The sequence below is a fragment of the Rhizobium sp. BK661 genome, from assembly GCF_024808825.1.
In the GTDB taxonomy this organism is placed as follows: Bacteria; Pseudomonadota; Alphaproteobacteria; order Rhizobiales; family Rhizobiaceae; genus Rhizobium.
On the sequence record NZ_JANTYT010000008.1, the window covers coordinates 101,658 to 116,205 of the forward strand.

Sequence of the window (14,548 nt, forward strand, 5' to 3'; positions counted from 1 at the left end):
AACCAACGCGGGTTCCCGCCGAATGAGTATCACGTCAGCGTCATTGCCGGCCCCTCTGCGCGGACTGAGGATCCTTACATACAATGTTCACAGTTGCATCGGGACGGATCGACGCCTCGACCCGAACCGCATAGCAGAGGTCATCGCGCAATCGAAAGCCGACATCATCGCCCTCCAGGAGCTTGATGTGGGAAGAAAGCGAACCGGCCGTATCGATCAGGCCCAGACGATTGCAAGCCTTCTTAAGATGGAATCCCACTTCCATCCTGCGCTGCACGTGCGCGAAGAGCGTTACGGCGATGCGATCCTAACAGCGCTTCCCACAAAACTGGTAAGGGCCGGGTCCCTGCCCTCGGTCGGCGAGACGCGTGGCGCGATCTGGGCGGAAGTGACTGCCCAGGGTCACCGTCTCAACGTGATCAATACCCATCTCGGCTTGCGAGCAGGAGATCGAAGGCGACAGGTTTCAACACTCCTCGGTGAGAACTGGATGGGTAGCGCCGCATTTCGCGCACTGCCTGCCATCATTTGTGGCGATCTCAATGCCGTGGGCTCGTCCGCCGCCTATCGGCACCTGGCGCAGCACTTTCAGGACGCACAATTGATGGCGCCTCGCAAGCCCCGGCCGACTTTCCCATCGAGGTTCCCACTATTGCGTCTTGACCATATTTTCGTTTCCGAGGGGTTTGGTGTCACTGCTTCCGAGATCCAGACCAACCTTCTCGCCCGCCAGGCATCGGACCATCTGCCGCTGATGGTTGAATTGGATTTGCAACGGTCTGGCTGAGCGAGCATAAGGTTCCTGTTCGAACCACTACTCATCTCACCTGACACGGGAATTGATATAGCTTGTGGCCAGCTGAGCTCCGCGTTGGGAAAACCAAAGGTGCAAAAGACTGCCCATCAATTCAGTCGTTTGATCGGGAACTAAACGACGCCGCCGCGGTTCGTAGTTTTCTCGGTGCGTAAGCTGATGGGGCACCAGAGCCGTATTCAAACAGGTGGGTAACGCGGTGTCGAACGCCTTGGCGACACGAACAGCTTGCCCGCAAAAGACAAGACCGGACTTTGTCCGTATCATCCCACCGGCAGTCTACGCCGGAAGCAAACCAAGGATTTGTCGACTGAAACAGATAGCGCCCCTGTTGTTCAAAGGACGAACCGTCCTCATTGTTGAGGAGGGACACCTTCTCGACGATGACACGCGCCTGCTTCTCGAAACAGGCGGTGCCATCGTGATCGCTGCAGCATCGGTGCCGTCAGGCCTGACATTGTTGACGAATGAGAACATTGACGCTGCCATCCTCGATCTACAATTCGATGGTGACGCAGTGTTTCCATTAGCCGAAAGGCTGCTATTCCTCGAAATTCCCTTCATCTTCGCCACAGCCTATGTCAGCCCGGAACTTTCGGGCATCTATGGTGGCTTCCATCTTTGCGCAAGGACGACAGAACTCCAGCAGATTGCCGAGGCTCTTTTTGGAACTGTCGCCTCGATCTGAGACTGCCATCTTCAATTCGTGCGGTTTCGTACTTAACGCATGAGGCCGGAACGAAGTACCCGGTCAGTCCTTCTCCTTCATGTATCTCCAAGGGAAGGCCATACTCGTGTACAGTTCAACCGAAACCGTTCGCCGGGAAATCGTGAGTCTGATGCCGGCGTTGCGCGCGTTTGCGAGAACCTTTTATCGGAACGCCGCCGATGCCGATGATCTGGTTCAAGAAACGCTGGTCCGCGCACTTATTCACCTGGACCGTTATGAAGAGGGGACCCGGCTCAAATCCTGGCTCTTCACAATCATGCGCAACACCTTCTGCTCGTGCTATCGAGTGACAAGAAGGGAAGCGGTCGGGACGTTGGAATGCGTGTCCTCGCGGGAAAGCGTTCAGCCGGACCAGGAATGGCGCATTCGAGGTCATGAACTGGAAGCGGCCTGTGTGCGCCTGCCTGAGAAATATCGGGGCGCCTTCGAGTTCGTCTTCATTGACGGACGCAGCTACGAGGAAGCTGCGGATCATTTTCAGTGCCCTATCGGCACCATTAAAAGCCGCGTCAACCGTGCACGCCAGCACTTGATGCATGCGCTGTCCTAGCGAGTATCCAAACGACTGCTATACTGTCTGATGCCAAAGAATTGCCCGCTAACCATTACGGCCTTCGATCGCAGGACCGACAGTAATTCTTATGAAATGCGGAACGGGAAAGAGATTTGCACGTTCGAGCCATATGTCCGGGACACAATATCCCTGCTTGTCTAACACATGACCGAAGCCGTGGGAGAACACCATGATACTGGGCAGTCAGATCAAAGCGGCCAGGGCCCTGTTGGGTTGGCAGGTGAGCGACCTTGCCAGGGCCGCGGGAGTAACGGCAAGCACTATCGATCTTGTGGAAAACCAGATGGGGATAATTGCTGACGATACCGAGGGCTTAAGGGATATCATCGCCTCGGTGGAGAGGAGCGGTGTTGTCTTCTTAACAGAATATTCGAATGAGGGTGGACCAGGCGTGCGCCTCAAACCAGCAGAAAGGGTCTATACCGATGAAGCGGACACGGTTCAATACAAGGAATATCTCGTAAACGATGCGCCACCCGGTGCCGGTGGCTAGCTCTGTCCCCCTTCCTTCCGGTCGCAAACCCAGGACCATGCTTACGATAATTTTAATCGCTCTCAGCCGCTAGAGGCCGAATGCGTCCATTCGATCGCCTATATGCCGTCGAAATCACTTCACGGAGTCCACTAGGACGGGACGCAGAGGTAATCTTTCATGACGAAGCCTTGGACCTATAGCCGCGGACCGATCTGTTCAACGGAACCGGATATCATAAAAGCAACCACGATCAATGATCTCCTCCGTGAACCGGTTGGCATATTGCCGGTAAGGGTCGGCGATCCTATCAAGCCATTCGAATGCGGCCTCTGGAACCATTTGAGACTGCGCTTGCGGCCCGGTGTTTCCGTTACATCGTTGCGGAAGGCCACGGGCGCGTACCTCCATTCAAAACGATATTTCTTTGCAATGGCGCAACCCGACTCCCTGCGCTTCGACATCGACGGCGCGCCGGCGGCCCCGGTCTCGAATGAGGATCGCCTTGCGGCCCAAGAGCGGTATGAAATGTTGCGACGAACTGATGCTCCTGCGTTGGAACCTGCTGCGCCTTTGTTGGCGAAAGCAGATCGGATCCGCGCCGGTCTTCTACCTCGCGCGCAGGTGGGTGTGGCCAGTCGCATTCGCTAGCCACTGCTCCGTGGGCACCGATGGTGGCCGAGTTGCGCAATCCGTAACCGCTTCGCTCCGTTGAAGCCGGAAGCGATAACGGAAGTAAACCGGCCGTTCCCTTCCGCTCGTTCGTATAGGCGCTTCTATCGCCTGCAGAACCGTTTGTGAAGATGGTGTTGAGAAGGGCCGCCACCTGGCTTCGGAATGCTCGAATCGGGTCAGCAGCTTCCGGCGTTCGACGTGACATTGTTATACGCATTGTGGTCAAAAACGTCCATGGAATTTCGCCGGGATCGCTGAAACAGTGGGTTTAGAGACGCTATTCCTCATCAGGTGACGGAGAGATTATCCGTGTTCCGGTCATGCTTTTTCGAACCAGGGCCATGAGCATCGGTCCTGGTGAAAACTGCTTTCGCTGGGCACGGCGTGTCAGATCCCGCAGGTATCCGCCAGCCGAGTTGATACACCGACCTCGCTCCAGGATGCAGGCCACGGCAATAGCCGCGTTCTCCGGGCCCATTGCGTGGCAGGCGTCTTCAAACGTCGCTGAACTCACGCCGAGCATCGATCTGACGACAACAGCCGCATTCATCAGGTCCCTCCAGCTGTTAATCACACCGCGCGGGCCATAGGCGGCGATATCAGGGCATGCTTTCAAAACAAGACTAAGCGGCAGTGCCTGGCTGGACGTGGATGGTGGAGGCTCCTCCCCGATCGAGCTGACGCGAACTGGCCGTTCCGCGGATGCTTCAGATTCAAGATAAGATTCGGTATTAGAACTCTGTGTGTGGTGCTCATTGTGAGCGTCATTGGAGCTCGAATTATCCAAATCTTGGTGGAATTTCAGGATATTGATGATCCTTGCCTGCAAACGGCGCATACCGTCGAGAATGACATGGATATCATCGAGCGATTGTGAGCGGGAAATCCTATCCACGAGATCCTGATAGGCCACCTCGATCATCTGCCAGTCGCCTTCAATGCCTTCTTCCTTGGCGACGCCGAAGAGCTTTCGCACATCGCGCCGGCAGATGGTCAAACTCTCCCTTGCCCTGCGCGTGGCTGTGCGCTCCGCAACGACCTGCTTGGCAATGCCCGCGAACTCCTCAGCGCGCGACAGCAGGGGCGACAGATCGAAACCATAGGCGCTTTCGATCTCCCCTCCCCTGCCCCTATGGGCGTATCGCTTGCCATTGGCACTGTCCCGACGCAGGATCACGCCCGCCTCAACGAGAAACGCGAGATGCCTGCGAAGTGTGGCGCCCGCTATGCCGTGGGCACGGAGCGAAAGCTGCGCATTTGACGGGAAGACGACGAGTTGGGCGTCTTGGCGAAGCTCATTCTCGGGATAGAAGCTCAACAGCGCGTCAAGCACAGCCAGACTGCGGTCTTTCAGGCCGAGCGACTGCATAGCTTCAGAGACGTCACGAAAGACGCTCCATTTGTTTACCGATTTGCCCTGGCTGATTTCGGATACGGCGGTGTGCCGTTTCACCAGCGCAAGCGTCATCGGCCGCCGCCCAAAGGGCGTCGTCACATGTTCACCTTGCATTTTCCTTCACCTTTCAGAAGGCAAAAGAAATCTGCTCACCAAAACGGTGCCAAAGACTCTTGACTGTGATTCGAGGAAGTGCGATTCTCTGGTTGTCTAGATCAGAGGAAGGCTTCCACGGCGGCAACGTTGAGGGGGCCTTTTTCTTTTGCTGTTCAATCTCCCGTTTGCTGTTTCTCTTCAGAATGCGAATACTGCTCGAATAGGCTTTCTAGGTTGCTGGAGAGCCATTGCCCGAAGGATTTGCCCTTCGGATTTCCAAATTCCATAACGAGGCCGTTGCCCTTTGGCGTTGCCAGGACACTCACGGACTGGTCCGACGGTGTCCACGCGGTACCTGCCCGTGTCTGCTTGCTACGGCGATTCGATTTTCCGGCTGATTTCAATGCGGAAAGAAGAACGAGAAACTTCGCTTCATCTGTTTCACATGCGAGGAATGCTTGGTCCTGCACAGCCTCGCGCGCGCGCGCGTTAATCGAAGGGTTCAGTACCAGCTTTTTCAGCTCTTCCCAGCGGTCTCGTCCAACACCCTTGGCTGCCCCGAGGGCGTCAAGAACTGTGTCCGGAACGATCTCGGCGACAGAAAGCATTCGCGACAACAGGCTGTCATCGACCGTGAGGGCCGTCTTCAAAACCTCCCTCGACATGCCACTTCTCTGGAGCCGGCTCGCAAAAATCGCCTTCTCAATGAAGGTCAGATCTGCGCGAGCCGTGTTCTCCTGGCCCTGGGCGATCACATGTTCGATATCGGCGAGCGGTTTGACGACTGCCCTCACCTTCAACCCGAGCTCCCGGGCTGCACGGGCTCGGCGGTGGCCAAATACGATCATGTATCGGCCGTCATCGCTCGGATGCGGCCGCACCAGGATAGGGGTCGATTGCCCGGACTGACGGATGGCCTCCTTCAGGTTCTCAAAGGCCTCATCGTCGTCACCAATTCGATCGGCAACGAAAGACCCATCGAGATCGCCGGGATCGAGCGAAATGACTGCCTCGCCATCAAGGACGCGCATGGACGTCTCGGCGAGCTCATCCAGCGACTGGATCATCGACCTGGAGGCCCCGCGCCGTGTATAGGACGCCCGGGCCTCGGACGCAGACGGGGCGCCGCGGTCGACATCGTCGCCCAACGTCGCCGTCACGCTCGCAAGAAGGTTTTTTCTAGCCATTTCCGTCTCCGTTGTGAGTGCCCATCCCTCTGAAAGAAAACAATTTTTCCGCGGTTTGCACGGCTGTCAAAAACCTCACTTCCGTCCCCACGCATTATGGATCAAGGAAACAATCTCGCCATTGACCGCATTCAGGCTTTCGACGGCACGTTCATAGGTTGACCGGGTGAACTGAGACTTCTCGATCTCGTACAAGGTCTGCTTGGTGATCCCGGCATCTGAAATTGCCGTCGATTTCAGCATCTGGTTCTTCAGCATGCGCTTGTTGAAAAGGGCTTGAAGGAACCCGACCATCTGCGCCTGCGGCTGATCGGTAGGCTCGTAGCGTGTCACGAGGTAGCGGAACCATTTCAGCTTCACCGAAGCGCCGGCGCTCTTGATCGATTCAAGGATGCCACCAAGCATCAGGAGGAACTGGCTCATCGACATGACGTCAAGCATTTGGGGATGGACGGTGATCAGAACGGCAGTCGACGCCGTGAGTGCCGTCAGGGTGAGGTAGCCAAGCTGCGGGGGGCAGTCGATCACCACAACGTCATAGCGATCGTCGACTTCCTTCAAGGCATTCGAGATCCGCGTGAAAAAGAGCTTGCCTTCCTGAAGGTTCTTGCTGGATGCCGCAAGCGGTGTCTCATACTCGTATTCCTGAAGCTCCAGATTGGCGGGAACAATATCAAGCCCCGGGAAATTGGTAGGACGAATGAGTTCCGTGATCGACTTGCGATCGCTGTCGTAACGCAGTGCTTCGTAAAGGGAGGGATTTCGATCGAGTTCCGGCTGAATCCCATGGAGGGCTGTCATCGATGCCTGCGGGTCAAGATCGATGGCGAGGACACGGTGACCAGTCAGAGCCAGATACTGGGCAAGATGCGCTGCCGAAGTCGTCTTTCCGGAGCCGCCCTTGAAGTTCACGACGGAAATGACCTGTAAGCCTTCACCATTGCGGCGGTGAGGAACATACTTTTTGAAATCCGAACGGCCATGCTTGTCGAGATAGCGGCGCAACTCCATCATCTGTTCGGCAGTGTAAGACCGACGTCCCGAGCCAGAGACCTGAGGAGCAGGGCCCTTGCCTTCGAGGTGAAGCTTCTTGATGTGGTTTTGCGTGACGCCGAGATACTCGGCGACCTCGGCCAACGAAAACTGCCGAAGCCCTTTCATCGCGTTAGGGGGGTACTGCTCTAGCCGAAGCATGTTCAGCTTGTCAGAAATCAGCTCGCCCTGCTCAAGGATTTCCTTGTCAAAATCAAGGTCTTCGATGAAGACTGGTGCCATGTTCATATCTTGCCATCTTCCGGAATAACGCTTTTCTCAAGCGATCTGCATCATAAGCGTGATTTAGATGCGATTCTCTAGCCGGCGCAAGAAGTTTTTAGTTAACAAAGGCTTAATATGCCGATTCTTTATCATAGGCTGGCTTCGGACGCTGGCAGGTGTGCCGCGATCCGGCAAATGCGAATCAACTCAATGATTTTCAACGATAATTTTGATGTTTGCACGGCTGTCAAAAATATTAGCCTGTGAATTGCGTCGCCTGGAGCGAAAAAGGCTTCGAAGAGCTTTGCAAAGCGAACCGCAGGTGCGGTGAAGTTGTTGGAAGAACTCCTGAGACATTCAGCATTCAGTCGCCGAGACGCATAGGTTGTCGCTTGCCCCTGTGAATGAAGAGGAGGGGCAGATGACGGCCCATGGTTCGAGCCGTCACCCGGCGCGAAACAACGAGCTGTCAGTTGTTGTTATCGGCGCACGTATTCTCAACATTCTCGGTGTTGCTGTTGCCGCCCTGCGTCTGCAGCGAGTTCTTGCCCTTCAGCGACTTGCAGTTCTCTTTGTTGACATTCTGAGTCGTGCTGTGGGTCTTCATCGGGTCGACCTTTTTCATCTTCATGGGTTTGGTCGTTTGAGTGGCGGCCCCATGATTCTTGTCCATGGTGGATCCAGCAGGAGCGGGGTTCGACTGCCCGAATGCTGAGCCTGAAAGGCCGATGATCAGAAGTGACGTCGTAACAAGCTTGATGGACATTTCGTCCTCCTTGGTAGCGTTGCGTGATTGCAACCAAATTGGAAACGATGCCGTGGTGCTCTTGTTCCCGGAGCGGTCTGGTGCGGGTCACTGTGTTTGCGCGGCTGGAGGCGGCCGCTGCCTTCTTCGGGCGGGGAGGGCTCCTCGGCCACCAGACCGTTGGGTAGCCGGGGTTCGGACCGCCGAACCCTGGCGGGGTGGCAAACCGCCCGCGCGATTGCATCCGGCATTGGTCTCGTGTGGGCGGACCCGAGTGTGTGCTTCTGCCGGAACTAGGACTTTATATCCCGGAGAACCGAAGAACCGGCGCAGCTTCCCTCAACATTGCCTATGCGGGTCATATGCTGCGACCTGGTAGTGAATGACCGGACGAACATGTTTGGCAATTCTTGCATTCAAGAATCTGGGGAGCAAAAAGCAGACCTGAACGGTTCGGCAGCTGAAAGGCGATGTGCTCGATCTCGCCGCTTACTCCGATAATCAGCGTTGCCAAGCCAGATTGCTTAGCGTGATGAAAGGAAGTCTTCCTAGCCGGCCGTCCGGTTCTTCCCAGCCAAGTTTGGGGCTACCCGTCAGGGCAGGCGGCATTTGCATTGGCTAGTCTTCGTCCGCAGGAGTCAATCCGTCATAGACCTCCAGCAAGGCTTGCGTGATCGCGGCACCGAGTGCATTGCCAGTTTCCGCAATTGCCTTTTCGTCCATGTCACGCGCCGCTATCGCCAGATCGCCGCCTTGTTCAGCGACGATTGCCCGAGCCTTTTCGATCGCCCAGAGGGCAAAGTCATTGCGGCTTTCAATTGTTACGGTGTCCGGTTCCATTCGCAGGTCCTTTAAAGAGCGGCTAGTGCGGGGGGTATATGGGGGCTTACGCGCTAGCTCATTCCAGACTCCTGATCAACTCCAATGCCAAAAAGTACCGCCATATATCTGCCTCCAGGTGGCTTGGGTCGACTGAGCAACGTGGAAGCGCAGCGCCGCTTGCACAGTCTGTCACCTGTCTGTCCTCCATCTTTCGTGATGATGTGGAACGCGGTTTGTGGCGACCTTCATCATCAATCTGATGGCGAGGTTCGAGCAATGGCGTATTGATCGGGCTGCTCTATGGGCGCTGCCAGCCTTCAAGGCGCGGGTCTGCGCTACGCGAAAGACCCCAGGCACAAGATGACGACTGACGTCGTCAGACGCTGCGACGTGACCTATCTCGAAAACCTCAAGATCGGGAGCATGACCGTGTCGGCACGGGGGACCGTGGAGGGGCCAGTTCCGGCGTCGCGACGAAGGTGGGACTGAACCGATCCTCGACGTCTCGCCAGGCAAGGCCCGCATCTAGATCGATACAAGACGCGCCGCTCCGGCGGTAGCCGCACGAATGCCGTGTGATCAAGACCAGAAGCCGGTTCGTCAGGTCCCGACGAGGTGATATGCTGGCGCGTAGTAACTTGATCTCGCAAAGGGCTTCATTTCTCTCCGCGGCATTCATCCAGACCCATAAAGGGCGAGATTGGGGGGTTATCCACTAACGGAAGAAAATGCTCTAGTGGCTTCCGTTGAGCAGTTTGAGTTCGTTCTTTCAGTAGGTTACAGATTGATGCCCTGCCGGTTTTGTTGAACACTTCGGGTCAAGCGGGGTAAATTCGGAGGCACCGCCGAACGACAGGGCAAATCGGAGACTGGGGTCCGTCCTGTCACCACTCCCTGGCAGGATAGCCTCGTCGACAAAAGCGAGGGGCTGACAATGCGGCTGATCGAAATTGATAGCCTGGACGAGGCGGCGCTCGTCGAACTCAACGCCCGTATCGTCGAGAGGCTGCAGTTGCTGCATCATCAGCGGACTGCAGCTGCGCTGCAGGACATCCGTGTTGGAAGCGGCGTGACCTTCGAAGGGCCAGGCGGGGTGACGATCCGGGGCGTTGTCATTCGCCGCAACAAGAAGACAGTGACGGTGCATGCCGATGATGAGCGGCAATGGAATGTGTCGCCGACTTTGCTGACGCTCACCGGCTCCCATGTGCTCGATACGCTGGATGATGTCGTGACGGGCAAGCCAGACAGGACTGGTGCGTCGGACAGGATCGTTGCGTTCCCCAATCCTGATCGCCGTTGATGTGCCGAGGTTCTGGCAGCGACTATCGTGGCCAGCAGAGGAGCGGCCCGCCCGGGTGTGCCTATGCCTAGCCGACCGCCAAGATAGTGCCAGAACGACAGGCCCAACTTCTGGCAGGTATCGTCTTGAAGCTTTTGGTTTTCGGTCTCGAGTTTTTCGATCCGGATGTCTGCCCGGTCGGCCCGTTCTACCAGACCAGTCACAAGCTCCCGCAGCGCCTTCAGCGGCAGCGTATCGCCATGCTCGGTCATGGGCAGGCGGCGCTTCGTCATGAAAGGAGTGAATGGTGGCTTCCAGAAAACAGGAATGCCCGATGCCACCGGATTTGCTCCAGTTACACTTCGGGGCAACTTCGCCGAGTGCGGCCGAGCCAAGCGGCTGCGGGGTTCATTGCTGCGCGCTGGCAGCCTGCTTGGTATCTCATCGTCGAGAAGCTTGTTCAGTTCAAGAGCGACGCGAGGCCATCGACCACGTCAGCGCCAGGCGATCGACATCGCATCCTTGGTCGAGATTGCGGAACACCGGCCGCGGTCGCGGTTTCCGCTCAGTCGGGCTTGAAGCCTATCACCATCGAGTCAGGCCCCAGCAACGGCTCGACGTGCGTGGCCACGAAACCGGCGTCGCGCATCCAGGCCTGGCAGTCGCAGCCGGTGTAGTCGAACCCGCCACGGGTCTCGATCAGCATGTTGAGGCTCATCAGCAGGCCGAAAGCGTTCAAGCGGCGCTCGTCATCGATGACGGCATCGTAGACGATCACGGCCCCGCCGTTCGGCAGTGCGGCAAAGGCCTTTTCCAAGAGCATCCTCTTCTCGGCAAGATCCCAGTCGTGCAGGATGTGCCCCATCAAGATCACATCCGCATTCGGCATCGGGCCGTCAAAGAAGTTTCCGCTTTGGAAGCGGATACGGTCAGCGAGACCATGCCGGGCGACGAACTCGTCGAATATAGGCTGCACGGCGGGCAGGTCGAAGCCGATGGCCTGAAGATGCGGATGCGCTTGCGCGATCACCACCGGCACCATGCCCTGCGCCGCGCCCACATCGACGAAGGTCTTGTACTTCGACCAGTCGAACCGGGCGGCGATCGCCTGGGCCGCACCGGCGCTGATTCCACTCATCGCCTCCAGGAACCCGCGCAGCCGCGACGGCTCGGCATAGATCGCGGCGAAGAAGTCTTCGCTTTGCTTGGCTTCATTCTGCGGCTCGCCGGTGCGCAGGGCTTCGGTCAACGAGCCCCAGAAACCGTAGAGCCGGGCATTAGCCATTTCGAGGATGCCGCCGATATAGGAGGACTTGCCCTTGTCGAGGAAGAGGTCTGTATCAGGGGCATTGCGATAGCGGCCATCCTCGCGTTCGAGCAGCTTCAGGGCCACTAGGGTGTCGAAGAAGTCGCGGGCCGAGCGGGGATGCAGTTGCAGCCTGGCCTGCAGGTCGGGCAGGTTGGCCGGGCCGGCTGCGAGCGCTGTGAAGACGCCAAGCTCGACCGCGGTGAGCATGGCTTTGGAGGCCCAGAACCCCATCCCGAGCTGCATGATGTTGTCCGGCGTCGTTTCGCCCATCGTACGTCTCCTCCTGGATCGTATCGTCGAACGGCATCTGGGATTGGTGCGGAAACCGAGACGGTCCGGCCTGGCAAGCCCGCTCCCGTCTCGTCGAGGCGCCCTGCAAGGGAAAATAGAGCGTTTTGCCATGTCCTGCAATTAATCAAGAAGCACTATGTGAGCAGACGAATGCTCGTGCATCCGACGAGCCAAGCCTCGACCACTTGCCGCCGTGTCTGTCACGTAGCCGCGGTTGCTAACATGTTTTTCTCCGCCGGTACGATTAGTTCGGATGTAGTGCATCCCAACAATCACACCGTCTTCAACGACAAACGTGCTGCCACCGATTTTGCCCCGCTTACACGGCTTGGGTAAACGGGGCAGTTCTTGTGCCTTTGACCTGTCGATTTCAATTTAAGCTGTCAGCTGAAACCCCGACGCGAAGTTTTCACCTTACGAGGGGTGTAGCGGCAGGCGAGGGCCCTTCAAAGGGGACCGACACAGATACTTGCCGGTCGAGCTGCTTCGGTACATAGCGCTCGTCGATCTAGGGCCGACGAGGCGATCTCGGCGCGGAACGAATGGCGGGTGCTGGCCACGCTCGACGCTCCGACATAGCCGCGCCGGATTGCAGTTGCTGGAGATGCGTCGCCGACATGAACGATCCCGTCGGCGCATTAGAGCAGCGGGCGCGACGCTGGCAGGATTGGCATTGATCGCCCCGGCGTCGCCAGGCGAAAAATCGGGCACTGCATTTCCGACCCTTTCGCAGAATGGCTCATGCCGGCATGTCCCGCGGACCAGCGCCTAGCGCTGACCCCAGAGCGTTGCTCTAGTTGGAAGGTAGTACACGTAAAACTGTCTTGCATGTTTCGCTTGGCTCCAAGCACTAGCTTGTGCGCGACACGCTCTGAGAGCGTACCCTCGCCAGGCCGTCCGACGGGCATCGTCGACGCGCGCTATCAGGTTGAAAGCGAAATCGCGCGAAGGCTTGGAACAAGTTGGTGCGATGTCAATTTTACTTCTATGATGAAGACTATCGCTCTCGCAACATCCATTGTTCTCATACTGTTTGGGACTGCGGCTGCGGATGAGCTTACGGCGGAGGCGATCAACTCCGCCTCGCTGCAGGCAATACCGCCTGAGCGCCCCGCGCAGAATGCCCCCTCTCAGCCGGACCCCGCCATTGTCCGCCTTCAGGTTCTCCTTGACCGCGCGGGATCGTCGCCCGGGGTCATTGACGGCCATTACGGTGAAAACGTTACAAAGGCGGTCGCCGGGTTCGAAACCTTGCAGAATCTTTCATCGGACGGAAAGCTCGATCCGGACGTCGTTCAACGGCTTTCAGACAAGGCGGCTGTCATCCAACCCTATCGGATTACCGAGGACGATGCCGCTGACTTGCTAGACAAAATTCCCAAGGACTACGCCAAGCAGGCAAAGATGAAACATCTTGGCTACACAAGCATCGCGGAAAAACTGTCCGAACGTTTCCATATGGACATAGACCTGCTGAAGGCACTGAATTCCGGTGTGGACTTTAAAGTCGGAGCGACAGTGCTCGTTGCGATGCCCGGTGGTCCCAAGGCTGGCTCCGTCAAAAAAATAGAAGTTCACAGAAAATCCGGACGGGTACTAGCCTTTGCGGCAGACGGTGCACTAATTGCTGCCTATCCGGCGACCATCGGAAGCGAAGAGACGCCATCACCTACCGGGACGCACAAGGTCAAGGGCGTCGCGCGGATGCCGCCGTATATCTACAATCCGAAAATCAACTTCCAGCAGGGCAAGAACAAGAAGATCCTGAAACTACCCGGCGGTCCCAATGGTCCCGTGGGATCAGTCTGGATTGATTTGACAGAGCCGACCTACGGAATTCACGGAACCCCCGAACCGTCACTCATCGACAAGGTCGGCTCACACGGTTGCGTGCGGCTTACCAACTGGGATGCGCAGGAACTGGCCGGCATGGTCAAGCCCGGCATTGTGGTCGAATTCACCGACTGAACGTGCGCCATTGGATTCTGTCTCGTAAATCGGCCAGGCATTGCCGAGCCACGTCACATCAAGGTTTGATTAGTTGACCTCGGTCTTCTCGTCACCGATAGACCTCGCCACATGATCGGCGACGTCTGAATCCTATATCACACCGAAAATCCCGATCCGACAACAATGACGCTATAGGATGCCTGGCTTCTGGTCGGAGGTCACTGTCTTGTCCTACATGCGAGAGCGTCGGGCGGCTGCGGTGTCGTCCTTGTCTTCCGGCGACGGTCGTGGGGATTCCGCCGGTCGGACACCCATTGCAAATTTTCCATGCCATTGTTCACAATTAAACTGATCGCAAGAAGCGGAAAGCCAAAGACATGCCGATTGCTCACTCCGTCATTCGTTTTTTGTTAAGCATGAATCAAAATACTGATGGGGCTACGTGTACCAATTTGATCCACCTTGCGTTTAGCCATCGTCTGACAATGGAGACACCGAGAATGGCAAGAATCCTGATTGTGGAAGACGAACCCTTGATCCGCTTCGCACTCGCCGACGAACTGGCCGATGACGGCCATGTCGTCATCGAATGCCGTAATGTGCTCGAAGCGGTTGCAGCCCTGGGAACGAACGGATGCATCGAGGCTGTGGTCACTGATGTTGACATGCCCGGTGGGTTAAGCGGTCTGGACCTTGCCCGGATGCTGACCGTCACCCGACCGTCCCTTCCGGTCTGGATAACCTCCGGACGCGATGTGGACATTTCAGAATTCGGTGAAAGCGTTGTCTACCTGCCAAAGCCTTACGACCTTGCCGCACTTCGGGACAGGATCTCTGCGCGGTTCAAAGCGAACGAGAAACAGAAAAGCCAAACGCTTGCTCTCGTCCGTTCCCGCTCCACTTCGTTCTCATGAACGCAATATATTGACAAGGCTCGCTGGTTTTGGG

14 protein-coding genes are annotated in these 14,548 nt (G+C 57.0%); 8 read left to right on the forward strand and 6 right to left on the reverse strand.

Annotation, left to right across the window (positions count from 1 at the left end; all coding sequences use genetic code 11):
• The first annotated feature begins 22 nt into the window (after positions 1-22).
• The 5 genes from FHX16_RS17905 (at position 23) to FHX16_RS17925 (ending at position 3,241) form a co-directional block, all read left to right on the forward strand.
• Entirely contained in the window at positions 23-787 is a 765-nt protein-coding gene (locus tag FHX16_RS17905; RefSeq protein ID WP_259129595.1) for an endonuclease/exonuclease/phosphatase family protein, read from the forward strand.
• Between the two features lie 358 nt (positions 788-1,145).
• The gene (locus tag FHX16_RS17910) at positions 1,146-1,502 is read left to right on the forward strand and encodes a response regulator (protein WP_246712690.1); all 357 of its coding nucleotides are present in this window, start codon (positions 1,146-1,148) and stop codon (positions 1,500-1,502) included.
• Between the two features lie 106 nt (positions 1,503-1,608).
• A complete protein-coding gene (locus FHX16_RS17915) occupies positions 1,609-2,094 on the forward strand; it encodes a sigma-70 family RNA polymerase sigma factor (RefSeq protein ID WP_310503134.1) in 486 nt (161 codons plus the stop codon).
• 193 nt (positions 2,095-2,287) lie between these two features.
• Positions 2,288-2,611, forward strand: coding sequence for a helix-turn-helix domain-containing protein (locus tag FHX16_RS17920; RefSeq protein WP_183863986.1), 324 nt, complete (start codon positions 2,288-2,290; stop codon positions 2,609-2,611).
• A gap of 159 nt (positions 2,612-2,770) precedes the next feature.
• Positions 2,771-3,241 carry a ProQ/FINO family protein gene (locus FHX16_RS17925; RefSeq protein WP_183863985.1) on the forward strand — a complete coding sequence of 157 codons (471 nt, stop codon included), beginning with the start codon at positions 2,771-2,773 and terminating at the stop codon, positions 3,239-3,241.
• Positions 3,242-3,542: 301 nt separating this feature from the next.
• Here FHX16_RS17925 and repC read toward each other — a convergent pair whose 3' ends face one another.
• The 5 genes from repC to FHX16_RS17950 all read right to left on the reverse strand — a co-directional run bounded on the left by repC (position 3,543) and on the right by FHX16_RS17950 (position 8,786).
• Positions 3,543-4,775, reverse strand: a complete 1,233-nt coding sequence (repC, locus tag FHX16_RS17930) for a plasmid replication protein RepC (protein ID WP_259129597.1) — start codon at positions 4,773-4,775, stop codon at positions 3,543-3,545.
• Between the two features lie 155 nt (positions 4,776-4,930).
• Positions 4,931-5,944, reverse strand: coding sequence for a plasmid partitioning protein RepB (gene repB, locus FHX16_RS17935; protein WP_259129599.1), 1,014 nt, complete (start codon positions 5,942-5,944; stop codon positions 4,931-4,933).
• A gap of 75 nt (positions 5,945-6,019) precedes the next feature.
• Positions 6,020-7,225, reverse strand: coding sequence for a plasmid partitioning protein RepA (gene repA / locus FHX16_RS17940; RefSeq protein WP_183863982.1), 1,206 nt, complete (start codon positions 7,223-7,225; stop codon positions 6,020-6,022).
• 445 nt (positions 7,226-7,670) lie between these two features.
• Entirely contained in the window at positions 7,671-7,967 is a 297-nt protein-coding gene (locus FHX16_RS17945; protein WP_183756097.1) for a hypothetical protein, read from the reverse strand.
• A 597-nt stretch (positions 7,968-8,564) separates the two neighbouring features.
• Positions 8,565-8,786 (reverse strand): hypothetical protein, encoded by a 222-nt coding sequence (locus FHX16_RS17950; protein ID WP_183756096.1) that lies wholly within the window; start codon positions 8,784-8,786, stop codon positions 8,565-8,567.
• Between the two features lie 916 nt (positions 8,787-9,702).
• On the opposite strand from FHX16_RS17950, the gene FHX16_RS17955 reads away from it, so the two are divergent.
• Positions 9,703-10,071: a hypothetical protein gene (locus tag FHX16_RS17955; RefSeq protein WP_183863981.1), complete on the forward strand. Its 369-nt coding sequence runs from the start codon at positions 9,703-9,705 to the stop codon at positions 10,069-10,071.
• Between the two features lie 544 nt (positions 10,072-10,615).
• Here FHX16_RS17955 and FHX16_RS17960 read toward each other — a convergent pair.
• Positions 10,616-11,629, reverse strand: coding sequence for a methyltransferase (locus FHX16_RS17960; protein WP_183863980.1), 1,014 nt, complete (start codon positions 11,627-11,629; stop codon positions 10,616-10,618).
• Between the two features lie 1,008 nt (positions 11,630-12,637).
• On the opposite strand from FHX16_RS17960, the gene FHX16_RS17965 reads away from it, so the two are divergent.
• Both FHX16_RS17965 and FHX16_RS17970 read left to right on the forward strand, forming a co-directional pair.
• A complete protein-coding gene (locus FHX16_RS17965) occupies positions 12,638-13,618 on the forward strand; it encodes a L,D-transpeptidase (protein ID WP_183756094.1) in 981 nt (326 codons plus the stop codon).
• A 482-nt stretch (positions 13,619-14,100) separates the two neighbouring features.
• The gene (locus FHX16_RS17970; RefSeq protein ID WP_183756093.1) at positions 14,101-14,514 is read left to right on the forward strand and encodes a response regulator; all 414 of its coding nucleotides are present in this window, start codon (positions 14,101-14,103) and stop codon (positions 14,512-14,514) included.
• The last annotated feature ends 34 nt before the right edge of the window (positions 14,515-14,548 follow it).